Here is a 25,901-nt window from a genome sequence, read left to right on the forward strand (position 1 = left end):
GTTCTAATTCGCAATTTTCGTTTCGATATCTAGTTTTCAAAGAACAAGCTCCATGCAAAAGCAAGCTGTTTGAGAGTTTGAGCTCTCAAAACTGAGCAACGAGTGAGTAACTAGCCAACCTGGCTAGATTTTGTATTTGAATGTTTCCACTCGGGAAACGATTCTCCATAGAAAGGAGGTGATCCAGCCGCACCTTCCGATACGGCTACCTTGTTACGACTTCACCCCAATCATCTATCCCACCTTCGGCGGCTGGCTCCTTGCGGTTACCCCACCGACTTCGGGTGTTATAAACTCTCGTGGTGTGACGGGCGGTGTGTACAAGACCCGGGAACGTATTCACCGCGGCATGCTGATCCGCGATTACTAGCAATTCCGACTTCATGCAGGCGAGTTGCAGCCTGCAATCCGAACTGAGACCGGCTTTTTAGGATTCGTTCCACCTCGCGGCTTCACAGCCCGTTGTACCGGCCATTGTAGTACGTGTGTAGCCCAGGTCATAAGGGGCATGATGATTTGACGTCATCCCCACCTTCCTCCGGTTTGTCACCGGCAGTCACCTTAGAGTGCCCATCCGAAATGCTGGCAACTAAGATCAAGGGTTGCGCTCGTTGCGGGACTTAACCCAACATCTCACGACACGAGCTGACGACAACCATGCACCACCTGTCTCCTCTGTCCCGAAGGAAAGATACATCTCTGTACCGGTCAGAGGGATGTCAAGACCTGGTAAGGTTCTTCGCGTTGCTTCGAATTAAACCACATACTCCACTGCTTGTGCGGGTCCCCGTCAATTCCTTTGAGTTTCAGTCTTGCGACCGTACTCCCCAGGCGGAGTGCTTAATGTGTTAACTTCGGCACCAAGGGTATCGAAACCCCTAACACCTAGCACTCATCGTTTACGGCGTGGACTACCAGGGTATCTAATCCTGTTTGCTCCCCACGCTTTCGCGCCTCAGCGTCAGTTACAGCCCAGAGAGTCGCCTTCGCCACTGGTGTTCCTCCACATATCTACGCATTTCACCGCTACACGTGGAATTCCACTCTCCTCTTCTGCACTCAAGTCACCCAGTTTCCAGTGCGATCCGGGGTTGAGCCCCGGGATTAAACACCAGACTTAAATGACCGCCTGCGCGCGCTTTACGCCCAATAATTCCGGACAACGCTTGCCCCCTACGTATTACCGCGGCTGCTGGCACGTAGTTAGCCGGGGCTTTCTTCTCAGGTACCGTCACCTTGAGAGCAGTTACTCTCCCAAGCGTTCTTCCCTGGCAACAGAGCTTTACGATCCGAAAACCTTCATCACTCACGCGGCATTGCTCCGTCAGGCTTTCGCCCATTGCGGAAGATTCCCTACTGCTGCCTCCCGTAGGAGTCTGGGCCGTGTCTCAGTCCCAGTGTGGCCGATCACCCTCTCAGGTCGGCTACGCATCGTCGCCTTGGTGAGCCGTTACCCCACCAACTAGCTAATGCGCCGCAGGCCCATCCCCAAGTGACAGATTGCTCCGTCTTTCCAGTTCTCTTCAGGAGAAGAAAACAACTATTCGGTATTAGCTACCGTTTCCGGTAGTTGTCCCAAGCTTGAGGGCAGGTTGCCTACGTGTTACTCACCCGTCCGCCGCTAACCATCAGAGAAGCAAGCTTCTCTTCAAGTCCGCTCGACTTGCATGTATTAGGCATGCCGCCAGCGTTCGTCCTGAGCCAGGATCAAACTCTCCAATAAAGTATTGAAAAGAGCGATAAGCTCATTTTGAAACTGACGAGATTAAAAATCTCATTTTATGCTCCAGTCGATCCAAGCCAAGGCTTGTCTCAAACTTTCGCGTTCATTCTGCAAGCAGAATGTTTACTCACTCGTTGTTCAGTTTTCAAAGATCAAACTTTTTTCATTGCCGTGTGTTGTTCACCTCAGCAACTTTTATATCTTATCACATCCGAACCAACTTTGCAAGCTCTTTTTTTAAGTTTCTTTCGAAGCTTATTTGTTTCGCTTGCCGCACCGTGTTTCTCGTGTTTTCTTGGCCGGAATTAGAATATACCATGTACAAAAATAAATTGCAACCCTTATTTAATATTTATCTATCTCCGTTTGATGAGAACAATAGAACCATTTTATTCCCCTTCTATCTATAATGAATCATTGTCTTGAAATCAGACCCTATCTGCTACACTCATATAGATATGATAATGTTAAACTTCATTAACGTATAGATAGAGGATAATAGTTACTGTTCATAGTAAACTGACATTCTTTTCGTCTTGAAGAAACACTAACTAGCAGCTAATGGGATACTTAGTTTTGTACCGCACATATCCATTAGTCTCTATAGTAATATATGAATTCAGATTTTAAGAAACCTACATCTACTAGATATTAACTCTCTCCATAATAGATAGGAGTTACTCTAGTATCTACTCTTTCATATTTACATATTGAAACAATAAAGGGATCAGCGTATATTTGCTAGCCAACTTCTCACCACCCCTTCTCTCCTCAGCCCCTGAACCTTCCCATCATAACTGTATCGTAATACCGACCGTCCGCATGTCGCCGATCCTTTTTCAAAGTTCCCTCTATCTCGAAGCCCATTCTTCTGTAAAGCTCCATCGCTTTATCGTTCGTCCCCACCACGTTTAAGGTCATCTTCTCAATTCCATTCGTATCTGCCCAATCTATCGATAGTTCGAGTAATCTCTTGCCGATCCCGTAACCCCAGAACTCTTTCGTTATGCAAACGCCAAATTCAACCTTATGAGAAAATCGCTTTAGATCGACTCCCTCACATCTGGAATACCCAACGATTTGTTCTTTTACAATAGTAACGAGAAACAAGTTTCTCTCTTTCTCCGAGTCCAACCGAATTATTTGTTCAAACCCCGCTGGATCAATAAAGCCTTCACCTTGCTCACGATCCATATACTCGGTTTCTCCATCCATCTGTACACGAAGTGATGACAATGCTTCAGCATCCTTTTCCATTGCAGACCTAATCGTATAGATCAATCCTTTTACATTAAACTCCTGTTGATTGATGATCATACGCCATAATCCCTCCATTCTATTTTATTTTGCATATCCTATTCATGGCTCTACCCCACCTCAGACGGACTCTTGCCCGTAAGCATCTTGAACACCTGACTGAAATACGTCGCGTTGCGGAACCCTGTCATCTCGCTAACTTCGTAGACCATGTAATGCCCTGACTGTAGTAGCTCCAACGCACGTTGAATCCGATACCCGTTTACATAACTCACAAAGTTCTCTCCGGTCACTCTCTTGAACAGCTGACTCAAATATTTGGGGTGTACAAACAGTCCCTTGGCAATAGCTTCAAAACTGATTTCTTCAGCATAATGCATTTCAACGTACTGTTTCACCTGCTCCACTAGTTTATTGCTTTTTTTCTCGCCCATTTCTTTACGTATGTGTTCCATCCAGTTTCGAATAATACCATCCATCCAGCATATCAGATCCTGCATCCCATATTTCGATTGAATTTCCCGCAAAAAATGGCTCATCGCGAGCGGTGGTACCAGCATGGGATAAGGTCGGTTCCAACTATGAATTAACGTGTCGAACAGGCTCACGGCCACAACCTGCACATCCTGAATACTGGTACCACCCCCTTCGTCCAGCAGATTGCGAAGCTGAACCCATACCTCCTCTGCCAGATCAGTTCTCATATCTGCCCATGACTCACTCCATTGTCGCAGCAATAGCGAGTAATCCGTTGCGCTCGGCGTTAAAGCATCGGATGAATCATATCGATATACACGGCTCCCGCCCTGAAACTCTGCTTTCTCCAGCGCCTCTCTGCTCTCCAGATAGGAGTCCATCACTTCGCATAATTGAACTTTGGACGTTCCAATACCTGCGCTCATTTCGATCTTGAGATACGTAAAAATCTGATCAATCATCCTTTCAACTATCGACTCAAATTGTTCTAGCGGGTCCTTCTCGTCAAATAGAAGCAGCACAAACACCTGATCCGAGTAATCCACGATCTCCACCTGGCAGTCGTTTATTTGCGTAGCCTGCTCTTTGACGGTCTCCTGAATAATATCTGCTGCCCCATACCTTAACAGCTGCCAGTCCCGTTCTTTCATCCTTGTCAGAAATGCAGGCCGATACAACTGCAGACTGATGGCACGCACTTGAGAGGGTATGCGAATGCCCACATAATCCATACGTTCCGCAGGCAATTCCTCTTCCCGATAGCGCGTGGTTAACAGCTCGTGGAGAAACAATTTGCGAAGATAGGGAACCACCCGCCCAATTTCCTGTTTGTACGTCTGCTCCAGCTGCTCACGCCGCTCACGCACATCCTCTTCCAGTAACACCTCACGCAGAACAGACTCAATCTCCTCCACTTCCGCAGGCTTTAGCAAAAAATGATTCACGCCCCAGCGCATGGCCGCCCGGGCATTCTCGAATTCGTCATATCCGCTAAGAATGATAATCGGCAGATGGGGATAGTCCCGTCGCAACGCCTGCGTGACCTCAAGTCCTGTCATTCCTGGCAAATAGACGTCAGTCATCACAAGATCAGGGCGCAGCTGTTGGAACATCTCCAGTGCGTCCATACCGTTGGAAGCTGTTCCTGCAATGCGGAGGCCAATGGATGGCCAATCAATATGGTCGGTCAATGCTTTTACAATATGCGGGTCATCGTCTACGAGCATAATGGTCTTCATTCATTTTCACCGCCCAGCCATAAGTTTAATTGTTCTTCCGTCTCAATACGCGGCAGCGTAACGGTCACTTCTACCCCTCCTAATTCACCTGCGCATATATCAACGCCGTACCCAGTGCCACAATACAGTTGGATACGTTGATGTACATTTCGTATACCAATGCCAGTCGTCTCCTCCAACTTCCAGCCCTCAGGCAAGCCCTGTCCGTTATCCTTTAAGCAAATGATGATTTTGGATGGTGGAACGTTGCTCTCAGATTCCCGCATATCCACCTGTATGCGAAGTTGTCCTTCCTTCGGCTGCCCATGCATGACCGCATTTTCGATAAAGGGCTGCAAAATGATTTTGGGAATGTAACAGCCTCGCACTCTCGGATCAATCTGTTCCTGATAATCAATGGAGAATGGCAGCCGCTCTGACTGAATGCTGACGTAACAACGAGCATGCTCCAACTCATCCCGTACCCGGATGAATAATCTGCCACCGCTCAATCCAATACGCAGCAGTTTGCTGAGTTGTACAATCATGCGGCTGATGTCCTTGGCCTCATAATCGAGAGCACGCCAGTGGATCATGTCGAGTGTGTTGTAAAGAAAATGCGGTTTGATTTGCGCCTCCAGTAAACCGGTCTGTGCTTCACGCTTCGCTCGGCTCTCTTCCTTGACCTGCTCCATCAACTCCGTCAATTGTGATGCCATATGGTTGAATCCATACGCCAAATGGGCATATTCCTCGGTAAACGAAAGCTGAACCCGGGTATTGAAATCCCCCTTCTCCAGTTGCCTCATCCGCTTGATCAGCTGACGTAAAGGACGAACAATCCGCCAAACGAACAGATAAGCAAGTACCGCAGAAAATAGTAATCCCAGCACAGCTATTCCAAGGACCTGCCATCCGGCCTGCCTCACAGGAGATAATAGTGTGTGAACAGGGATGGTCTGAACCAATCGCCACTGAAGCATGGCAGGTCTTGAATACAGAACCAGCTGCGCTCCGCCAGGCTTGCCGGAAACCACTTCAAATCCGTCCTCCCCATGTTCAACATGCTCCTGAATCCATGCACGATCGACGACTGGTTCGCTTTCCACAGCAGCAGCTGCATTAGTAGATACATTAATAGAAGGAAAAATTTCCGAGGCTCCATGAATTGAGCTCGAACCCTCACTAGGATTCACCTCTAAATTGTCATCGCCCATCTGCATGACGACGTTGCCTGCGGTATCCACCAACAACACCTGTCCATCCAGCACCATCGGCATATCCGCAAATCTACGTACAATATCGGCGCGACTCAGGCGGATGAGCACGTAGGCTACCGTACCACCCCGGCTGTCAAAGATTCGTTGGGCGTATCCGATTAGCGATTGGCCTGATTCGTTTTCCCGCAGAGGTACCCAGGCCGCATCCGCATGCTCCAGTGCAGCAAACCATGAAGCACCGGCAATCTTATCCACTGAATAGATGCGATCGGCCATCGTGACTGTGACACCGTTGAAGGCATCCGTATACAGCTCGATCGAGGTAATACCTTCACTGACTACTACCGTATGATCCAGTATTTTGGACACCTCACGCCGTTGGTGGATCTGTGTCAGCCTTCCCGTTCCCTTCGTTTCAAGCAGATTCGACAGCTCACGGTTGCTCGCCAAGGAGTAAGCCGTTCCTGTAACACCTGTAATAAAATCAAACCCTCGGCGTGTACTCTCATTCAGAAGAGCAAGTCGTGCTTTGCTGATCTCGGTAAACGTGACGGCAGAGAACGACTGGTATGCCAGCCAAACAATAACCGAGACGAGCAGCAAGTTAAACGCAATAAAGCAAGTCACCATCAACGTGGAGAGCTTGCTTTGTTGCAGCTTATGATTTAGGAATAACGACAATCTTCGTTTCCGCATGGAATCAACTCGTTTCGTCTTGGAATTACCCTTTGAGCCCAGAGGTCGCGATTCCTTCCACGAAATACTTTTGACACACGATAAATACGATAAAACAAGGTGCCAGTGACAGCACTGACATCGCAAACATCGGCCCCCAATCGGATTGGGAACTGGAATCGAGGAATAGACGTAAGCCCAGCGGCACCGTATATTTGCTGACATCACTCAGATAAATCAACTGGCTGAAGAAGTCATCCCATGTCCACAAAAAGGTAAAGATCATCGTCGTCACCAGCGCAGGAAAGGCAAGCGGAATGATAATTTTGGTATAAATTCGTACAGGACCACATCCATCAATCGTCGCCGCTTCATCCAGCTCTTTGGGCAATCCCCGGAAGAACTGGACCATCAGGAAAATAAAGAAGGCATCGGTCGCCAGCCATTTTGGCACTACCAGCGGCAGATACGTATTCACCCATTCCAAATGGTTAAACAAAATATATTGAGGGATCAGCGTCACATGGTGTGGCAGCATGATCGTCATCAGCATTAAGCCAAAGCAAATCGCTTTGAACCGAAAATTCAATCTGGCAAAGGCATACGCCGCCATCGAGCAAGAGACGACATTGCCAAGCACAGCGCCCAGCGACAGGACGACCGAGTTGGTCAGAAAACGAGAGAAGGGATTGCCCTGAATTCCTGTCCAGCCATTGATGTAGTTTTGCCAGTTCCATTCTTGCGGCCAAAACCAAGTTTCGGTGAAAATCATATGTCCCGGTTTGAATGAACTGCCCAGCATCCAGAGCACCGGGTACAGCATGACAAAGGCAATGACCGAGATAAGTATATGTTTGGCGACTACCCACGCAGCAGAGTTTCGTTGTCCAATCATGATTTTCCACCATCCTCATAGTGCACCCACAGCTTGCTGCTGCGGAATACCAGCAATGTAAAGACACCGATCAGGATCACCAGCACCCAGGCCATGGCGGATGCATAACCCATCTGGAAGAACGAGAACCCTTTTTTGTACAGGTATAGAGAGTACATTAATGTTGAATTGACTGGCCCCCCGCTGCCGTTACTGATGACAAAAGCCTGAGTAAATGACTGGAAGGAGGTAATCAGCTGCATTACGAGATTAAAAAAGATAACCGGTGACAGAATCGGTAGTGTGATATAAAAGAATCTCCGGAGTGGGCCTGCTCCATCTACGGCGGAAGCTTCGTCATACTCAGGTGGAATCTGCTTTAATCCTGCCAGGAAAATAATCATCGACGATCCGAACTGCCATACCGACAACAGTACGATTGAATACAGGGCATATTTCGGGTTGGCGACCCAATCGGGTGCCTTAATGCCGACCATGGCAAGCACCCCATTGAGCAGACCGTCACCGCCCAGCATTTTGCGCCACAGCATTGCAATCGCGACACTGCCCCCGAGCAGGGTTGGGATGTAATACACCGTACGGTAAATGCCAAGCCCACGAATGCCCTTGTTCAACAACATCGCCACCAGCAGGGCAAAAACTAGCTTGATCGGTACGGAGACAGCGACATACGTAAATGTGACTTTGAGCGATTGGATAAACAGTTTATCCGATGTAAACATCGTGGTGTAGTTATCCAGACCGACCCAGGAAGGGGCGGCCAGGATACTGTAGTCGGTGAACGAAATGTATAAGGAAACGAGCATCGGCCCAAGTGTCAGAAACAATAAACCAACCAGCCATGGGGCCAGAAACAGAAGCGCTGCTCCATTATGGGCATATCTCCGTTTCACCCGCCGGGCTGTTACACGCTCGGCTCGTGCTTGACTGACCTGTGTTGTACTCATCTTCGCAACCTCCCCGCGGAATAAGAAGTCTGGAACCGTTCAAGTGTTATTGACTTGATGCAAGTGTCGCCTTGGCCCCTTCAATGAACTGGGCAATCACATCCGGTGTGTTGTCTTGACCAAAGGCGATCTGCTCGCTTGCACTCTTGAAGCTGGTATCCACTTCGGAAAATCCTTGCGGGTATGGCGGATCAATTTCACTGGAGTTTTTCGATACCACATCGATAAATTGGAAGATGGCTTGCTCCGCTTCTGGCAGCGTAGGCTGCATCTTCTCACGGATGCTGGCATTGACGGGTACTCCGCGCTCCGAGCCGAGTATGGCGGTTGCTTCGGGATCATTGACCATGAAGTCGATAAACATCGCCACTTCCTTCGGATGTTTCGTTTTGGCATAACCGGACAGGAACTGACCTGCTTTCAGGTATTCACCGATTTGCTTTTCACCCACACCGTGCGGAAGTACTTGTATCCCAAGCTTATGATCCTGGTTTTTGTTCACCTGCTGGAACGTCAGCAATTGGTTAGACCAGGCAAAGTCCATGGCGGCTGTACCAAGCGAGATCGGGCGTGTCTCCAGTGCATTCGTAGTGGATGCCGTCACTTCTGCAGAGGTAGCACCCCCGTTCTCACGAAGCGCCCCCCACATGTCAAACCATTGCTGAAGCTCCTCGCTGGTCGCTGTCAACGTCCCGCCATCAAATAGTCCCTTGCCTGTTTGCCGGATAAATACCTCAAACATGTTGGTCGTTCCCGATACATCCGCAGAACCGTAGAAACCGTCACCCTTCTCCTCTGCAATCTTGGCCGCTACGCCGCTAAAATCCTTCCAAGTCCAGCTTTCCTGCGGCTCCTCGATCCCAAGCTCCTGGAATACGGTCGCATCATAGATGACACCTGGCGCATTTACACCCAATGTAATCGCGTATAATTTATCGTCAATCGATCCGGCTTTGAGCATGCTCTTGTCATGGTCCTCTGTGCGCAGCTCTTTGCTCTCTGCGTATGGGGTCAGGTCAAGCAATGCACCACGCCGGGCAAAGTCGGTTAGAAAAGCGTAATCCATCTGTATGATATCCGGTGCATTTGAACCGGCTACCTGTGTGGTCAGCTTGTCAAAGTATCCGTCCCAACCGGAATATTCCGGCTTGATGGTAATGCCAGGGTGCTTCTCTTCAAACAGCTTAATCACTTTGGTCGTGAGATCATGGCGAGTCTGTGATCCCCACCAGGTCATACGAAGTTCAATTTTGTCGGAAGTGTCCCCTTCTTCACCTTCATTGGATGAGGCAGAAGGTGCTGATGATCCTCCGGAACAGGCTGTAGCGAACATTAACAGGGATAGGCAGAACAGGGTTACCCACTTTTTGGTATTCAACATGAATGAATTTCCTCCCCTTTTGCTTTATGGAATCGCTTACAAAAACTATTGTAACGGCCTATGGCTGCTCATGACATAAACAAAAGTAAGCTTTCCTGTCAAAAAAGTAAGGGGTTGGGACAAATGTCCATTCAATTGTCTTCAATATTCTTAGTGATTAAATAACCACCAGGAATGATACTCCCGGTGGTTATTCATATATACAGCATTCTTCGTGCGGCGTACTCTACCTCGCTCCATCTCAGCAGTGGTCATCCAGCCGTTTGCAATGAAACGTTAGAGTAGATATCATGTAAGATTTCGATCAAGGTATCCTGTAGTTTTACTGACACTTTCAGGATTGCGTCACAGCAGTTGATGACACCTTAGGCTGGGCCAGATGTTTCTTCATCTTCGCCACTTCAGTTCCTGCCAGCATCATAATGCCAATACCGTGATTGTCATTCGTTACCGTGAGCAGGTCCTTATTGTAATATTCTGCGGTAAAGGCATATCTCGAGCCACTGCACACACCATGTACATTACCCTGACGGTCAATCGCTTTACGGGTTAATCCGTTCCATGCCCGCTCAGCCGCTTCAATGTAACGTGCAGGTTGATATAACCAACCAAACCGTACTCCCCGTGCAAAACCATAAGCAAACATCGCTGTACAGGAGGCTTCCTGGTAGGTTTCCGAATCATTCAATACCTGATGCCACAATCCACCCTCTCCTTGCAGAGCTGCATATCCTTCACATAATTCATTAAAGAAGGCAATTAAAGCCGGGCGCTCCGAATGCTCTGCTGGCATAGCTTCTAATACCTCAGACAGTGAAAAGAGCGTCCATCCATTCCCCCGTCCCCACGGAATCTGTGTCGACTGTCCATATTTGAAATCGTATACGTGGGACATGATCTTGAATTCAGGCATGAACAGATACTTCCGATACAATAAAAATTGTCTGGCGGCTTCATCCAGTGCTGAATTATTTTCCGTCAGTCGGGCATACCGCACAAGAAACGGAGTGCTCATATAAAGGTCGTCTGCCCACATCGTATTCTCGGCAAATTCACCAATACACTCGCGGTAAAATGCACCGTCCTCCTGTCGTTCCAACCGAGTCAGCATAAAATCTGCAATCCGTTCGGCAATCGGTAAGAACGTCGGCTCCTGACATTCGGAGTAGGACTCCAGCATTGCGGAGCCAAAAGAGCCACAGTTATCCAGCATTTTCATCATAACCAGTTGCTGGTTAACCGCTGGGAAACCATACTGCTCCCGATCCCATAATGAGTACTCATCCATACGGGTACACGACTGCACATGTTCTGACGCATAACGGGAAATGTCGGGCCGCTGCAAATAACGTCCGGTCTGCAACAGGCCATATACGGTGACACCTAATGGATAATCCCAGCGACCATAGTTGGTCACACTACCTACTGTCCATTTGTTACTGAGCATTGCATTTTCATAATAGGGACGTATCCACGCATCTGGTCTGTCCAGTCGCCAATATATGCGTTCCTTACGTACCTGTTGGCTTCCCGTTTCCTCTGGGTTATCGTTCAATACATTTCCTTTGAACACCCGATCAGTGCGCATTAGATCCTGCAAATCTGGTTCGACGTCCTCCGATTCAAAAGGGCCTAGAAATAACCATGATTCTCCAGAAGCTCCGTGCACACGCTGGGGAAGCTCCAGTTCCAATTGCTCTTCATTCACTGTTGCATTTATTACAAAATCCCATGACTCGGCCGTATCGCTACATTCTTTGCGAATCAACAGGTCATTCCGTCCAAAAGCTGTGGCTATGTTCACCTCGAACGGACCCGCTTCCTTCAATTGCACCGCCGATACGCCGTTCAGCCATATATTCAGTGGCCCGGAAGATTGACCAGACAAACGGATGGGGCAATCGCATGAATCCCTGTTGACCAACCGTGTCCACGCATAAACTTGCTGACCAGGAAGATGTCCGTATATTCTTTCCAGGGACGGTTGCATCTGTTTTTCCTCTGACCATTGCGCGTCAGGCAGCCACTCCAGTCTGTGATCCTCTTCTGACCCGAGCAGATTCCATTCCGAATGATTCTCCTCCGAACTTATCAGTTTGGAATACACCCATCCGGCCTGTCCCTGTCTCTCCTGGAAAGGAGCGAGCACATTCAGAATGCGCACTTTCCCCTCGTCCGAGCCAAACTGGCATCCAAAGCCCGCAGGTGTATACTTCATCTCCAGCAACAACGTATTCCATCCCGGCTTAATGTCGATTCCCAGCTTCACAGTCGCGTCCAGGTTGATCTCATCCATGACCGTGGAGCGATATACCAATTGCTCATTAAAATAGAAACGAACCGGTCCATAACAGCGGATTAGCACATCCAGATTTCGATCTTCATCCCCCCATACCAACGCTGCGGCATAGGAAATCTGACCTTTCTGTGCATCAGGGAAACGTTTACTCAAATTCAGATCATACAGACCCTTCTCATTTTGCAAAATACCAGACTTCTGAAATACGCGATATACAAAATCGGCCTGCGCGTTGGCACCTATATATCTCTCTGCCAGCACCTTCAGCACCTGATCCTGATCTTCTCCGAATCGATAATGCATGCTCTGCGGTTCACTGAAATACGTTGTCATTGAATGCCCACATTCCTCTCCAGATGGAATACTTAGGTATAGCGCTTAACCCTTGTGAGAAAATCCCTTTTACCGAACGGTGATGATCCTCGTTTATCTTTGGAATAGCCAAATAATAATCCAAGTATAACTGACCTGCTTTCCGGTGGCTACAGATTTTTGATTACGCTTACAAACAAATAATTGTATTGTCAGTCTGACGATAAGACAAAACAACGGACTACATCGTTGTAGTCCGTATCATGTAGATTACACTTATCCGAAAATGTCATATTTAACGAATAGCTTCTCTGTTTCTTCATATACAGATTTGGCTAATCCTTCGCCGTCAGCATCTACGCGAATGATCAAATCATATTGGCCTCTTGTCTCATTCATCTTATTTCCCAATTGCAAAATAATAGGTGTGCCGGGTTCTACATTTACTTTAAGCTTAAGCGTATGACCATCAGTACTGATCTGACTACTATCTATCGTATAATTCTCACCATCAATTTGGTAAAAATCATCTATGCTAAACTGGAACGCATCGGTCCAATACTCGATGGTGCCATCCACAAATTCTTCTCCTACATCGTAGTTTAGAGAAAATGGATTATTCCCATATTGAATTTGAAGATACTTTGTTTTGGAGTTGCTTGAGTCGAATCCAAACTTACTGGAACCTATAGTCGGCACGTCTTCTGGCATCTCTCCGTTCACCAGCGTAAAAGTAAATACATGCGCCGCATCTTTAGGGGACTCATTACCTACTGAATCCTTGGCGGTAATCACATATTTGTAGTCTCCTGGACTCAAATTATCCAACTTGGCAAGCGCAAGTGAGCCATCCGATTTGCTTTTGGCAAGGGGAATTCCTTCGTCCAACTCTCCTTCATCCACGACTCCATTCGTATTTGCATCAGTCCAACTATAGAAAGTTACAACGGCTCCTTCTTCACTTACTGCTCCAGGATCCCCCTGAACTTGATCCCAGGTTCCGCTGTAATTATCGATAATGCTAAATTTGCCTACATCCACCGTCGGTGCTGTTCTATCCACAGGTACAGATGGATTCATGTTCCCGCTATCGCTACTTCCACCTGATGAGGTCCCGCCATTATTCGAACTGGTAGATGGAACCGGCGTAGGCACGGGCGTTGGTGTTACCTCTGGTTTTGGTGTTGGTGTTGGGGTCGGCACTGGTTCAGGTTGTGGAGCAGGCGTTTCCTTTATTGTTTGGAGTAATCGGGAAGCCGTCAATGCTGCAGCTTGACGATCCGCTTGCAAAGCCGGTTTGAACATGTTGTTTTGATCACCGATGATGAATCCGGCTTCCAGCGCCGCTCCAACTGCATCTTTCGCATACTCCGAGATGCTTGCGCTGTCCTTGAACGTTAACGAAGCAGCTTTGCCCGTTATGTCTGTTCCCATTGCTCTCATTAGGGTTACGACCATATCCTGTCTGGATAATGTCTTACCACTCCCGAATTCCCCGCTTCCCATACCTTTAAATATACCTGCTTGATATACCGCTTCAACAGAAGCATAGGCATAGCTGGTCACAGGAATATCTGTAAATGTCGGATTGGATGGGACGTTATTGGTTACATCCAGCTTCAACGTCCTGGCAATCAGGATGGCAAAATCCTGTCTGGTGATCATACCGGACGGATTAAATTGGCCATGACTGAATCCAGTTACAATCCCTTCGTTTTGCAACTCTACTATGGCATCCTTGGCGTAGGATTTATCAATATCCGTAAATGATACTGCAGCGTTAGCCTGTGTCGTCCACAAAGGTGTTGTCAACAAGGATGCCGCGAGAATCGAGCTGATGAAATGATTTTTTTTCAAAAGAATGCTCCTCCAATATGAAGTATATTCGTGTCATTCCAACGCAAAATCCAACTTAAATAATATGGACATGTACGATATTTCCATTATATAGAGAGGTTCTGAACCGATTCTGAACAAATCGCCTTATTCGACAACGTGTTGAGCATTGGTTTAAAAATTGAAAAATGTTTCCGATATAGGTAGTAGGCTGAAAATTCCACTTTTTGTATGAGAAAGGAACGATGTACCTTGAGTATTCTTGAAACTCTGGTTAATGCTATGCCTTTTGTAAGACAGATGTTTCGTGATGATGTATCCATATCTATTAATGATCATGAGAAAGTATTGTATTTTGCCGAAGCCAAAAGTCTGGAGATCGGTGTAAACGTCGGGGACGAGTTACATGAGGATTATAAGGATTTTAAAATGCTGATTAACAAGGACACACGTACCGTGGCCCGCATGCCCGGTGATCTGCAAGGCAGACCCTTCGATGCCATCCTGATTCCAATTAAGGAAAACGATCAGGTTGTGGGCATACTCGGTGTGAACTACGCACTGGACAACCACATCACACTGGAAACGCTGATTAGCGAAAATGAAGCGACCATTCATGCACTAGTTGGTGGGATTCAGCAAATTGCGGCACATTCGGAAGAACTATCCGCGACTTCGGAAGAGATCTTGCGCAATTCCAAAAAAGCCTCGGAGAACTCCATCAATGTGACTAAAGTGACGAACGTCATCCGTGAAGTATCCGAACAAACCAACCTGCTTGGCTTAAATGCCATGATTGAAGCGGCTCGTGTCGGGGATCTGGGAAGCGGCTTCGGTGTCGTTGCCAGCGAGGTTCGCAAGCTGTCCGATCACACCAAACAAGCAGCAGCCGATATCGAATCTTCCCTTGGCAGCGTTCAAGATTCCATTAAACATATGGAACAGGAGATTGGTCAGATCACCACAGCAACGGTGGATCAGGCTGGGCTGGTAAACGAGTTTATGGAAAGTATTGAACAGCTTAGTGAAACTAGTGCGAATCTGAAAACGTTTGTGCAAAAGATGCTGGCTCTGGAATAAAGCTAGCTTGTGGTCTAAGGAATAGGTTAAACAGGAATGACATGTACATAGTTTAAAATGGCCTTTCTAACATCAATATGGCAAAGGTTGATAATAAAAAGCCTCTGACTGTACTTTCCTTATAAGGAAGTAAGCGGAGGCTTTCGTTTTATTTGATAATGAATCGTGTACTAGACTGACTTACTGTTATTAAATCTCCACAGCTACGCCGTAATGGTCTGAGACCACAGGGCCGTTCTTTCCGTTGAGAACTACCGTTGAAGACTTCGCTTGTACCGGACGATTCGAGAAAATATAATCAATACGCAGATCGCGTTTGTTATCCGCCCATCCGGCAATGGCTTTGACCACGGTTGCACCGTCATCCTTTTTCACAGCCGTCGTGTACAGGTCATTCCAGCCCTTGCTCATCATATAATCGTAGCCTTCTCCACGTACTTCTGCGACATTATTGAAATCACCCATAATATACAGCGGCTGGTCCATATATGGAGTGAGCTTGCTCTCGGTCAGTTCCCACTGCCCCTTGAAAGGCTCTTGTTCATCATCCCACCAGTTATAGTGTCCATTCACAAACCAGGTTGCTTCGCCTTGTACTTCAGTCTGAACACCTACAATTTTGCGTGTCCGGTAGTTGTCGTAATCCCGCATGTGGGATACATATTCACCAAAAGCCTGGATGATCGGCGTCCGGCTCAGGATGGCCAGCCCTTCATCGTATTTGCGGAAACCAACATGGGCCGGAATCCATGTCCAGTAATAGGTCTCGGTCAGTTGCGTAAGCAGCACGTAGGCGTAGTTATCTTTTTTGATCACAGCATCCGATTCCGTGGCAAAGTAATGTTTCAGTTCCTCCGCAGATAGCGCTGCTTCTTGCATCGATTGATTAACCTCCTGCATGGAGATCACATCGAACTGGTGTGTATTAATAAAATCAGCCAGGTGACTGATCTTGTTTAGTTGGTCTTCTTCTGCCCAAGCGTGCGTATTTAACGTAAGTATTTTCATATGCTCTCTCCTGTTGTTTGAAATTAAGCCGAATCCCGGCCTGCATTGTTCCTGAAAGGAATACATACGATAAGCATACACAAGACGAGCCTATTATGCATGGTTTATGGTAAAAAATAGAGATCGATACTCTTGGGTTTCACCTATCAAAAAGTCTCATCCAAGTTCTCAGAACCGATGCACGGAGCACATGATAACTGATATGATGGATACATGAAATGTACACCATTACGTCAAGACGTGGTGATTACTGAACCTATGATTTCCCAGGAGATGGAATGATGAACATACCTAATGACATGAACATGGATGACGCGCAGTGGCAACAGCTGATCAGGCAGGTCGCTGAACATTTTAACAACCTGACGATTATGCGCGGATTCCAATATTATAAACAGAAACGCGTCGGACCATTAACCTACACTGAACAAAACGGAATTTTGGCTGAAGTGCAGGGCTCCGATGATTATGAGGTAACCCTGAGCTTACAATCGTTGAATACCAGCCACTGCACCTGTCCGGTTGGTTCTCATTGCAAACATATGATAGCCGTTCTAATGAGTTATGCAGAGCAACTGGGACGACCTGTACACGGCATTGTGAACGCCCACTCCAGTACGGCACTAAAACAGACTCCAAAACCTGCTGCTATAGGGACTTCTGGACGTTCAGATTACGCAGTGCACGAAGAGGAACTGACCATCCCTGATAATCAGTATAGCCAGATCAAGGAACGTGCAACGGAACTTGCAGAACTTGAAATCACAGAATGGCATGAGCTGTATCGGGCATGCCTGCAACGACTCGGGATAGGTACGCCAAGTACATCATATGTGCAGGCCGCAGCGGACGAGCTCTATTCCATTAAACCTAAGCTTTCTGCTGGCATGGACCAGTTATTTGAGCTGCATGTTCAGCTATACCTGATTCGCTTCTGCGTGCCTGGCCGCAATTCAATCACACATACACCTGTGTATCTGAGCTATCCTGCTCAACTTGCCGTGGATGCGCTCCAAAAAGGGTTGGAACAGATCTTTAGCCGTCCGTTGGATCTCTCTGGTCTGAAGGGCACGAAGCTTGAACAGCAGTGGACAAGGCTTGAGGAAACCTCGGCTTACCTGCGTACGCAGATGATATCCGAGACGTCCAGCATGATGTTTTTTACCCCTATTTATCGGCAGCTTTGGTTAAACTGGATCGTGCCAAATCTTCAGGAAAACCGGGAAACGCTGGAGTCAGAGCTGGCGTTTCTACAGGAAATGGAGAATGGCCTGACTACTGCTTCCAAACCCACCAAACCTGGTGAGAGCGTGCTGAGTGTAGCGAATCTGACGGAAAACGGGAGCGGAGCGCCGATTAAGTCTGTCACTCTGCCCTTGCCGCTGGTATTGGCGCAGAGCTGGATATATTTCCATTTGAGACAAGATGAACAGGCTTGGCAGCGATTAATTAGCGGAAGCTCGGCATACGGCATCCCGCCGGAGCATCTGCTGCATTTTCTTCATGTGCTTGCAGATTCTTCCGACTGGAAACGGCTGGGCGAGTGGTTAGTGCAGCTCGGACCACTGCTGGCGAACCGACGGAACTCCCCTCTGAATGATTACATGCAGTTATGGGACACAGCCATTCATCATCTGCCTGATGTAGAGCACCGCATGTGGGATACACTGGTCAGCATGCTGCCTCATTCCCGGCCAGCTTATGAAGAAGCAATGCATTCCCGTGGACACTGGCGACGGTGGATTGATTTTCAACTGAGCACAGAGACGGAGCCGCTTGAATTCCGGGTAGCGGTGCTACAGCCGATTGAAAAGGATGCACCCGAACTGCTTTTGCCTTTCTACCATCAAGCAGTGGATCGTTATATCGGACACAAAAACAGGGACGGATACAAAGCAGCAGTGAAACTGTTGAAGCGTCTGTCCAAAATTTATAAAAAATTGAAGCAGGAAGAACACTGGGAGCAGTTTATCACCACTTTGGCTGTTCGCAACAGCCGACTGCGCGCCCTGCAGGAAGAGCTTCGGAAAGGTAAGTTGATCTCATGAGCCTAATGCACCCTTACACCGAAACAATTGAGGTCCATGTTGCATTGACAGGATACGGGGATGCCTTGTTCTATGGAGCGCTGAACACCCATCACTTTGTAACGGGACAATCGCTTAAGCAGCGATTATTTGCTTGGCATGCCCCTTCCTTCTACGGAACAGAACTGGAAACAAGACAGATCGAAGAGATTGAACTGGTCGTCATGCCTGCGGAAGAAGTTATTCCTTTCTTCAGCGAAATGCACACCCTTCTGCACATTGAATGGAAATGGGACGAGCAGGCTGAGCATTTGATCCGGCTGGCCCCGGTACTTGCAGCATCGATTGAGAATCGTAAATACATCCCTAGCTTCACCGCATTTCGTACCGGACAACTGCAATGGACCTGGGACCCGGACAGCTTGAAAAAGCAGGATCGAACCGCTCTTGGCAAAGCTCTGGAACAAACGGATGAGAGCTACGCCGAAGGACTGAGTGCTGCCTATTCGGCTTCCGTATTCCAGCGATGGTACAGCACAGAAGAAGCGGCCACCGATCTGCGGCGCGAGTTCCCGCAGTTGTTTCCACAAAGCGGAACAGCTCCACAAACGGCCGGAATGGATGCCCAATCCTGGCTCGTGTCCATCGGCTGGAAAGCAGATGCAGCCCCATTCCGTCCACTCCTGCAATTGCTAGAGCCAGAAGAAGATGAACCGGCATGGCGGCTGCGGCTGGTATTGCAGAACAAACTGGATGCAGCTGTTCTGGTTCCGGTGCGACTTGATTCACGTGGCCGGCTGGAAGGTGAATGGCCAGACGTATGGACACCGTTCATCCTTGATCGTTCGGCAGGATGGCTTGAGCAGCTGCGTGCACATCTGCCCCGAATTCGCCGCGCTATCAGCGGCAGTCGGGATGTGCTCAGTGATCCATTGGGAGATCAGGATGCTTGGCTGTTCCTGACGCAAGACAGCGGGCGACTGCTTGAAGCTGGCTGGCAAGTGCTGCTTCCGGGTTGGTGGGAAGCTGCACGCAAGAAGAAACCCAAGCTACGTGCCAAGGTGAAACCGGAGGAAGGCAGTGAGCGGGGACAGTCTTTCTTTGGACTGGATTCGATCATTCATTTTGACTGGCGTATTGCAATTGGGGATACGGATCTCAGCGAGGAAGAATTCGCTGATCTCGTGGCCCGTAATGAACGGCTAGTCCGCTTCCGTGGAGAATGGGTTCCCCTTGATCCGGCCTTGCTTGAGCAGATCCGCCGGGCCATGGGCGGTGTGGATCAGGAGCAAGGACTGTCGTTTCAGGATATTCTGCACCTGCATCTGCTGCATAATGAGCAGCGAGAATATCGCAACCAGAAACGCAAGGAAGGACAGGAAGAGGACGAAGAACAGCCACAGTCCAACGAGAACATTCGACTTGAGGTGGAACTGAACGAACACCTGAACCGGGTCATTGCACAGCTTGGCGGTGGGCAAGGCGGCGCTCCTTCCCTGCCTATTCCTGCAGGGTTGCATGCTGAGCTGCGTTCTTATCAAAAGGAAGGTTTCGCATGGCTTGGATTCCTGCGGAGATTCGGTCTCGGTGCTTGTCTTGCGGATGACATGGGACTGGGAAAAACGATACAGTTCATTACGTATTTACTTCATCTCAAAGAGCATGAGCAGCGCTTGCCTGGGCAAGCCCCTGCCCTTCTCGTCTGCCCCACTTCCGTATTAGGGAACTGGCAGAAGGAGATCAGTCGCTTCGCGCCTTCAATTAACGTCAGTTTGCATTACGGAGCACGAAGACTGACCGGAGAAGAGTTCCGGGAACAGACTGAACAGGTAGATATCATCATTACCTCATATGCAACAGCTACTCTGGATCAGGAGATGTTGCAGTCATATACATGGGCATCGATCTGTCTGGATGAGGCGCAAAATATTAAAAATGCCCAAACGAAGCAGTCCATGGCGGTACGCAGCTTCCCGGCAAAACATCGTATTGCACTGACTGGTACGCCGATTGAAAATCGGCTGTCCGAACTGTGGTCCATCTATGATTTTATTAATCCAGGCTATCTGGGCAGCGCACGAGCATTCCAGACTCGCTTTATCAGTGCGATCGAGAAGGATAAGGACGAGCAGCGCATGCAGGATTTGCAGCAGTTAGTGAAGCCATTCATGCTGCGCCGCAAGAAAAAAGATCCGAATATTCAACTCGATCTGCCGGACAAAAATGAGATGAAAACGTATATTCACCTTACGGGTGAACAAAGTGCACTGTATGATCAGTCCGTTCAGGAACTGATGGACAAAATGAAAGAGCTGGAAGGCATTAAGCGCAAAGGTGCGATTCTCTCTGCCTTAACCCAGCTCAAGCAGTTGTGTGATCATCCCCTGCTGCTGACCAAAGAAGCCTTGCCGGAAACGATCTCCTCGGAAGGCTCTGTAACAGAGCATGACCTGTACAGTCCGCAGGACATGGCCATGCTGATCAGCCGCTCCGCGAAACTGGAACGACTGATGGAACTGGTGCGCGAACTACGGGACGAGGGCGAACGTTGCCTGATTTTCACACAATACATCGGCATGGGGCAGATGCTGCAACAGGTATTGAGACAGGAGTTGCAGGAACCTGTGCTGTATCTGCATGGGGGTACGTCCAAGACAGCCAGGGATCGCATGATTGACGAGTTCCAGTCCCGGACGTTGCCTGCGGCAGAGCAGCCGTCGGTCTTTATTCTGTCCATCAAAGCAGGCGGCGTGGGCTTGAACCTGACCGCAGCGAATCATGTATTCCACTTTGACCGCTGGTGGAACCCTGCCGTGGAAAATCAGGCTACAGACCGCGCCTATCGGATGGGACAGACGAAGGATGTTCAGGTACACAAGTTTATCTCGCTGGGCACACTCGAAGAACGCATTGACGAGATGCTGGAAAGCAAACAGCAGCTCAGCGACAATATTATCACCAGCTCTGAAAACTGGATTACCGAGCTGTCGACGGATGAGCTGAAGGATCTATTCACCCGGCGCCGCGACTGGTCGGGTTAACTCCAGACTAAATTGTTGCAACATATGTAACCTGGTAAATAGTAGAATACAAAAAGAGCGAAGTGTCGGAAATGCATTCCGTCTTCGCTCTTTTTTTACATTCCTAACGCATGTTTCCGATGATGGACGATCTGGAATCCTGCATTTTCTTGATGAAGTTGGTCATCACATCAAAAGCTTCATTGCGTTTATTAGTCATAGACTGCAAACGCAGCATATCCATTTGTTGTGAGTTGCTCAACGCATCGATTTGGCCTTTCAGTTTTTGAGCTTGGGCAGTATCCCCATTCTGATTAGCTACCTGCAATTGTTCGTTCAGCTCTGCAATCGCTTGATTGCGATTTTGAACTTGTTGAATCTGTGCCTGCAATTGGCTATCCAGCAATTTCGTGCGTTCTTGCTGAACCATCATCAAAGCTGTTTCGATGTCCATGCTGCTCAGATCAATAGCTGAGAGAGAAGACCCCACCGGAGTTATCGTAGATACACTTGCTGCAGAAGCAGAAGTTACAACGGATACAGCTGCGATGGCAGCAATAACTGTGGAAGAAATGACTTTGCTTGATTTTTTCATAACGTACACCTCCTTTTATATATGTAGATACCCGCCAGTAACTGGCATCTTTCGACATCATATATCGAAGGTCCTAGATCCTACAACCTAAACTAACGAAGTTGAGACTAAATTGATACAGATTGATGGTTGCTTCAACAGAAAAATGTGGTAATTCCCTAAGGTGAAAAAAGTGATTTGCTGTGCTACAATAGAGGAATTGTGCATTCACAGACAGACATGTGGGTAAAGACTTGAATCTATCCCGATTCATCCATTATTTATCCATGACCATGCTGCCATTCTAGGGAGGTTTATGGAACAATCATGCTCATTATTGGTATCGCCGGAGGAACCGGCTCCGGTAAAACGACGGTAGCTCGCTCCGTCATAGACCGTCTTGGATCAGGCAAAGTGACTTTCATATCCCAAGACAACTATTACAAAGACCAGTCGCAGCTCACCCCTGAGCAACGTCGACTCACCAATTACGATCATCCGTTTGCATTCGATAATGATCTGTTAATTGAGCATCTTACCCTGTTAAAACAAGGACAAACGGCATATGCTCCCGTATATGACTTCACCATAGATAACCGTGCCGCTGATGAAACGGTTGAACTGGCACCGAACCATATCGTAATTGTGGAAGGACTGCATGTCCTGATTGATGAACATCTGCGCGCTCTTCTGGATATCAAGGTCTTTGTTGATACCGATTCCGATGTGCGTATTCTGCGCAGAGTACTGCGGGATATGGAAGAACGTGGCCGTACGATTCAATCCGTGTACAAACAATATCTCGAAACCGTCAAACCGATGCATGATGCTTTTATCGAGCCTTCCAAAAAGTATGCAGACATCATCATTCCCGAAGGTGGACATAATGAAGTCGGCATTCAGATGTTATCCATCCTGACTGAGAAATATCTGACCGGTGAAAATTGGAATGGCGCATAACTTTAACATGATGTTGCTGTATCAGGCGTTTTGCTCTGCTCACATCTGAGTGAGACAAAAACGGGTATCGCTCATACCATATCACCACTAAAATCCAGGTTGCGATTAGCGCAATCTGGATTTTTTGGTTATTTCTATTTTATAATGGACTCCATAGCTGAAAGGAGACATCATAACATGGCTACTTTTGAAGAGTTTATACAGCATGATATCCGCGTTGGTACTGTGGTAGAGGCCGAAGCTTTTCCAAAGGCACGCATCCCCGCCATTAAAATGACCATCGATTTTGGCCCACTTGGCCTTAAACGTTCGAGTGCCCAAATTACGAAACGTTACACCCCCGATATGATGATCGGCAAGCAGGTTATTGCAGTAATCAACTTTCCGCCGCGCCGAATTGCCGGTTTTGTATCCGAAGTACTGGTGCTTGGCGGCGTGCCCGGTGAAGGTGACGTTGTATTGTTAACCCCGGACCAGATATTACCGAACGGAACACCGATTGCCTGATTTTCATCATATCGCTATTCCTGTCTTTGCACCTTAAAGCATTAGGCTATGAATCTTCGGATTCGCAGCCTTTTTTTGCGTTTTTCGAGGTTCCCAGCATAATGAAGCCTACTCACCCTGTTCCATGCTTCTCGACCCTTTCGGAGAAACACCCGTCACTCGCTTAAACATCTTAGAAAATAGTAATGGATCTGTGTACCCCACAGAGTGGGCCACTTCACTAACCGACAGGGCTGAATGCTGCAGCAGTTCAGCTGCACGATTCATCCGATATTCGAGAAAGAAAGCCCGTAATGACTTGCCATACCTCTCCTTAAAAAGCCCTGATAGATATGTGCGATCCAAACCTACCGCTCGGGCAATATCTAGAATTGAAGTTCTCTGACTATACCTGTTCTCGATAAATTGAACGGCTTGCCTGATGTATTCCTCTTTAGTGGACAGAGGCCGTTGCAGCTGCTCTCCTGCGGGAGAAGATGCAATCAGCTCGGCGATCAGCCTGTATAGCAGGCTCTGGTTGAACACATCTCCCCCGGTACGTGTTGATGCTTGAACCATCTCCGTATAGAGACGATCGAATATGTCTGGATCTCTGGCCTCAAATACAGGATGTTCCGGACTGATATGAGCCCGCTGCATGAATGATTTGGCGTGAACACCTTTGAACCCGAACCAGGAGTAAGTCCATGGCTGCTTCGCATCCGCTTCATAATGAATCAGCGTATCCGGAAGAATGACAAAGCCCTGACCCTGTGTAAGCTCATATTGCTGATCCGCCATAAACACCGTGCCCCGTCCTTCATGAATGTAATGAACAATATAAGCATCCCGAACACCCGGACCCCAATAATGCGATGGATCACATGCCTGCCAACCGAAAAACAACAGTACCAATTCCATCTGAGTCAAATCCATAGGAACCACGTTTGTTTCGATTAATTTCAACATTCCACACTCCCTCTGTTCATCACCACGGTAATTATCTCTACTAAAATTATAACAGGTAATTCATTCAATTATTAGCTGTAAGCGAATCCAAAAATGGGATTATGACATGTTTCAGAGAGGTTGAGCCATAGTTATATAAGTCCGATCCGCCTATATTGGAGGTACACCATTTATTCAGGGAGGCTGAACTTGAGATGAACAAAATTACGTTCCTCGGTGCGGGAAGCACCGTTTTTGTCAAAAATGTATTGGGTGACGTCATGATGACCGAAGCACTTCAGGATTTTGAGCTGGCGTTGTTCGATATTGATGCTGAACGCCTAAACGACTCGGAGCGTTTGCTTACTAGTATGGCCCGCTCGCTCGGAAGCCAATGTGCCATTAAAGCTTATACTGACCGCAAGGAAGCACTACGCGGGGCCAAATATGTGATCAATGCCATTCAGGTGGGCGGATATGATCCATGTACCATTACGGATTTTGAGATTCCGAAGAAATATGGATTGCGTCAGACGATTGCCGATACGCTCGGGATTGGCGGGATATTCCGTAATTTGCGGACAATTCCGGTGATGCTCGATTTTGCACGGGATATGCAGGAAGTGTGTCCTGATGCGTGGTTCCTGAACTACACCAACCCGATGGCAGTACTGACAAATGTCATGAACGTGCATGGCGGAATTAAAACCGTAGGTCTGTGTCACAGTGTACAGGTGTGTGTGCCGCATCTGTTTGATGCACTGGGGATTGATCAGACGGGTGTGGTGGCGAAAGTTGCAGGTATCAACCATATGGCCTGGCTGCTTGAAGTAACTCGGGATGGCCAGGATCTGTATCCAGAGATTAAACGTCTGGCGAAAGAAAAGCAGAAAGAGCAGCATGATGACATGGTGCGTTATGAGCTGATGCAGCGCTTTGGATACTATGTAACCGAGTCCTCCGAGCATAATGCCGAGTACCATCCTTATTTTATCAAACGAAACTATCCGGAGTTGATCGAACGCTTCAATATTCCGCTGGATGAGTATCCGCGCCGCTGCGTGAACCAGATTGAAGGCTGGAAAGAAATGCGTGAGAAGCTGTTATCCAGCGAAAATATCGAACATACGCGCAGCCGGGAATACGCTTCACATATTATGGAGGCCATGGAGACGGATCGCCCTTACAAAATCGGCGGTAATGTCATGAATAACGGACTGATCACCAACCTGCCTCGTGAAGCCTGTGTTGAGGTGCCTTGTCTTGTTGATGGATCAGGCATCAGCCCGACGTATATCGGGGATCTGCCTCCGCAACTTGCAGCATTGAACCGTACGAATATTAACACCCAACTGTTGACCATTGAAGCGGCGATTACAGGCAAAAGAGAACACATCTATCATGCCGCGATGCTTGACCCGCATACAGCTGCCGAGCTGTCCATTGATGATATCGTCTCCATGTGTGATGAACTGATCGAAGCTCATGGCGACTGGTTGCCGAAGTACACGTCATAAGAAGTCCATCGTTTGCAATTCTAAAAGCACTAGTCTCCTCCT

The 25,901-nt window shown here is 48.0% G+C and carries 17 protein-coding genes and 1 rRNA gene; 6 read left to right on the forward strand and 12 right to left on the reverse strand.

Annotated elements, in window-relative coordinates:
• Positions 1-171: 171 nt before the first annotated feature.
• From ACR1R9_RS26000 to ACR1R9_RS26040, 9 genes are all read right to left on the reverse strand, one after another.
• Positions 172-1,723 (reverse strand): 16S ribosomal RNA (locus ACR1R9_RS26000).
• 771 nt (positions 1,724-2,494) lie between these two features.
• Complete coding sequence (locus ACR1R9_RS26005) at positions 2,495-3,040, reverse strand: N-acetyltransferase family protein (protein WP_433922350.1); 546 nt, start codon at positions 3,038-3,040, stop codon at positions 2,495-2,497.
• A gap of 50 nt (positions 3,041-3,090) precedes the next feature.
• Positions 3,091-4,695 (reverse strand): response regulator, encoded by a 1,605-nt coding sequence (locus ACR1R9_RS26010; protein ID WP_433922349.1) that lies wholly within the window; start codon positions 4,693-4,695, stop codon positions 3,091-3,093.
• Positions 4,692-6,590, reverse strand: coding sequence for a histidine kinase (locus ACR1R9_RS26015; RefSeq protein WP_433922348.1), 1,899 nt, complete (start codon positions 6,588-6,590; stop codon positions 4,692-4,694). The genes ACR1R9_RS26010 and ACR1R9_RS26015 overlap by 4 nt, the downstream gene beginning before the upstream one ends.
• 25 nt (positions 6,591-6,615) lie before the next feature.
• Entirely contained in the window at positions 6,616-7,464 is an 849-nt protein-coding gene (locus tag ACR1R9_RS26020) for a carbohydrate ABC transporter permease (RefSeq protein ID WP_433922347.1), read from the reverse strand.
• Entirely contained in the window at positions 7,461-8,411 is a 951-nt protein-coding gene (locus tag ACR1R9_RS26025) for a carbohydrate ABC transporter permease (RefSeq protein WP_433922346.1), read from the reverse strand. The genes ACR1R9_RS26020 and ACR1R9_RS26025 overlap by 4 nt, the downstream gene beginning before the upstream one ends.
• Before the next feature lie 46 nt (positions 8,412-8,457).
• Complete coding sequence (locus ACR1R9_RS26030) at positions 8,458-9,792, reverse strand: ABC transporter substrate-binding protein (protein ID WP_433922345.1); 1,335 nt, start codon at positions 9,790-9,792, stop codon at positions 8,458-8,460.
• 334 nt (positions 9,793-10,126) lie between these two features.
• Positions 10,127-12,424, reverse strand: a complete 2,298-nt coding sequence (locus ACR1R9_RS26035; RefSeq protein WP_433922344.1) for a glycoside hydrolase family 88/105 protein — start codon at positions 12,422-12,424, stop codon at positions 10,127-10,129.
• Positions 12,425-12,679: 255 nt separating this feature from the next.
• Positions 12,680-14,260 (reverse strand): S-layer homology domain-containing protein, encoded by a 1,581-nt coding sequence (locus tag ACR1R9_RS26040; protein WP_433922343.1) that lies wholly within the window; start codon positions 14,258-14,260, stop codon positions 12,680-12,682.
• Positions 14,261-14,491: 231 nt separating this feature from the next.
• Between ACR1R9_RS26040 and ACR1R9_RS26045 the strand changes: the two genes are divergently transcribed.
• Positions 14,492-15,319, forward strand: coding sequence for a methyl-accepting chemotaxis protein (locus ACR1R9_RS26045; RefSeq protein WP_433922342.1), 828 nt, complete (start codon positions 14,492-14,494; stop codon positions 15,317-15,319).
• A 189-nt stretch (positions 15,320-15,508) separates the two neighbouring features.
• Here the strand turns inward: ACR1R9_RS26045 and ACR1R9_RS26050 are convergent, their stop codons facing one another.
• On the reverse strand, positions 15,509-16,327 hold the full coding sequence (locus tag ACR1R9_RS26050) for an endonuclease/exonuclease/phosphatase family protein (RefSeq protein WP_076291938.1): 819 nt from the start codon (positions 16,325-16,327) through the stop codon (positions 15,509-15,511).
• 278 nt (positions 16,328-16,605) lie between these two features.
• Here ACR1R9_RS26050 and ACR1R9_RS26055 point away from each other — a divergent pair, with 278 nt between their 5' ends.
• Both ACR1R9_RS26055 and ACR1R9_RS26060 read left to right on the forward strand, forming a co-directional pair.
• Entirely contained in the window at positions 16,606-18,375 is a 1,770-nt protein-coding gene (locus ACR1R9_RS26055) for an SWIM zinc finger family protein (RefSeq protein ID WP_433922341.1), read from the forward strand.
• A 5-nt stretch (positions 18,376-18,380) separates the two neighbouring features.
• Positions 18,381-21,395 carry a DEAD/DEAH box helicase gene (locus tag ACR1R9_RS26060; RefSeq protein ID WP_433923651.1) on the forward strand — a complete coding sequence of 1,005 codons (3,015 nt, stop codon included), beginning with the start codon at positions 18,381-18,383 and terminating at the stop codon, positions 21,393-21,395.
• Positions 21,396-21,498: 103 nt separating this feature from the next.
• Here ACR1R9_RS26060 and ACR1R9_RS26065 read toward each other — a convergent pair whose 3' ends face one another.
• Entirely contained in the window at positions 21,499-21,969 is a 471-nt protein-coding gene (locus ACR1R9_RS26065) for a hypothetical protein (RefSeq protein WP_076291941.1), read from the reverse strand.
• Between the two features lie 306 nt (positions 21,970-22,275).
• Between ACR1R9_RS26065 and udk the strand changes: the two genes are divergently transcribed.
• Together udk and csaA are read left to right on the forward strand one after the other, a co-directional pair.
• On the forward strand, positions 22,276-22,908 hold the full coding sequence (gene udk, locus ACR1R9_RS26070) for a uridine kinase (protein WP_076291942.1): 633 nt from the start codon (positions 22,276-22,278) through the stop codon (positions 22,906-22,908).
• Between the two features lie 177 nt (positions 22,909-23,085).
• Positions 23,086-23,415, forward strand: coding sequence for a chaperone CsaA (gene csaA, locus ACR1R9_RS26075; protein ID WP_433922340.1), 330 nt, complete (start codon positions 23,086-23,088; stop codon positions 23,413-23,415).
• Between the two features lie 108 nt (positions 23,416-23,523).
• Here csaA and ACR1R9_RS26080 read toward each other — a convergent pair whose 3' ends face one another.
• A complete protein-coding gene (locus ACR1R9_RS26080) occupies positions 23,524-24,363 on the reverse strand; it encodes an AraC family transcriptional regulator (protein ID WP_433922339.1) in 840 nt (279 codons plus the stop codon).
• 194 nt (positions 24,364-24,557) lie between these two features.
• Here ACR1R9_RS26080 and ACR1R9_RS26085 point away from each other — a divergent pair, with 194 nt between their 5' ends.
• Complete coding sequence (locus tag ACR1R9_RS26085) at positions 24,558-25,859, forward strand: alpha-glucosidase/alpha-galactosidase (protein ID WP_076291944.1); 1,302 nt, start codon at positions 24,558-24,560, stop codon at positions 25,857-25,859.
• Positions 25,860-25,901 lie beyond the last annotated feature (42 nt).

Source organism: Paenibacillus taichungensis (genome assembly GCF_050994985.1).
Classification (GTDB): Bacteria; Bacillota; Bacilli; order Paenibacillales; family Paenibacillaceae; genus Paenibacillus; species Paenibacillus taichungensis.

Excerpts from the sequence above, each read along its gene's own strand:
- ACR1R9_RS26005 (WP_433922350.1), bottom strand. The coding sequence starts at position 3,040 with ATGATCATCAATCAACAGGAGTTTAATGTAAAAGGATTGATCTATACG.
- ACR1R9_RS26010 (WP_433922349.1), bottom strand. The coding sequence starts at position 4,695 with ATGAAGACCATTATGCTCGTAGACGATGACCCGCATATTGTAAAAGCA.
- ACR1R9_RS26015 (WP_433922348.1), bottom strand. The coding sequence starts at position 6,590 with ATGCGGAAACGAAGATTGTCGTTATTCCTAAATCATAAGCTGCAACAA.
- ACR1R9_RS26020 (WP_433922347.1), bottom strand. The coding sequence starts at position 7,464 with ATGATTGGACAACGAAACTCTGCTGCGTGGGTAGTCGCCAAACATATA.
- ACR1R9_RS26025 (WP_433922346.1), bottom strand. The coding sequence starts at position 8,411 with ATGAGTACAACACAGGTCAGTCAAGCACGAGCCGAGCGTGTAACAGCC.
- ACR1R9_RS26030 (WP_433922345.1), bottom strand. The coding sequence starts at position 9,792 with ATGTTGAATACCAAAAAGTGGGTAACCCTGTTCTGCCTATCCCTGTTA.
- ACR1R9_RS26035 (WP_433922344.1), bottom strand. The coding sequence starts at position 12,424 with ATGACAACGTATTTCAGTGAACCGCAGAGCATGCATTATCGATTCGGA.
- ACR1R9_RS26050 (WP_076291938.1), bottom strand. The coding sequence starts at position 16,327 with ATGAAAATACTTACGTTAAATACGCACGCTTGGGCAGAAGAAGACCAA.
- ACR1R9_RS26055 (WP_433922341.1), top strand. The coding sequence starts at position 16,606 with ATGATGAACATACCTAATGACATGAACATGGATGACGCGCAGTGGCAA.
- ACR1R9_RS26060 (WP_433923651.1), top strand. The coding sequence starts at position 18,381 with ATGCACCCTTACACCGAAACAATTGAGGTCCATGTTGCATTGACAGGA.
- ACR1R9_RS26065 (WP_076291941.1), bottom strand. The coding sequence starts at position 21,969 with ATGAAAAAATCAAGCAAAGTCATTTCTTCCACAGTTATTGCTGCCATC.
- udk (WP_076291942.1), top strand. The coding sequence starts at position 22,276 with ATGCTCATTATTGGTATCGCCGGAGGAACCGGCTCCGGTAAAACGACG.
- csaA (WP_433922340.1), top strand. The coding sequence starts at position 23,086 with ATGGCTACTTTTGAAGAGTTTATACAGCATGATATCCGCGTTGGTACT.
- ACR1R9_RS26080 (WP_433922339.1), bottom strand. The coding sequence starts at position 24,363 with ATGTTGAAATTAATCGAAACAAACGTGGTTCCTATGGATTTGACTCAG.
- ACR1R9_RS26085 (WP_076291944.1), top strand. The coding sequence starts at position 24,558 with ATGAACAAAATTACGTTCCTCGGTGCGGGAAGCACCGTTTTTGTCAAA.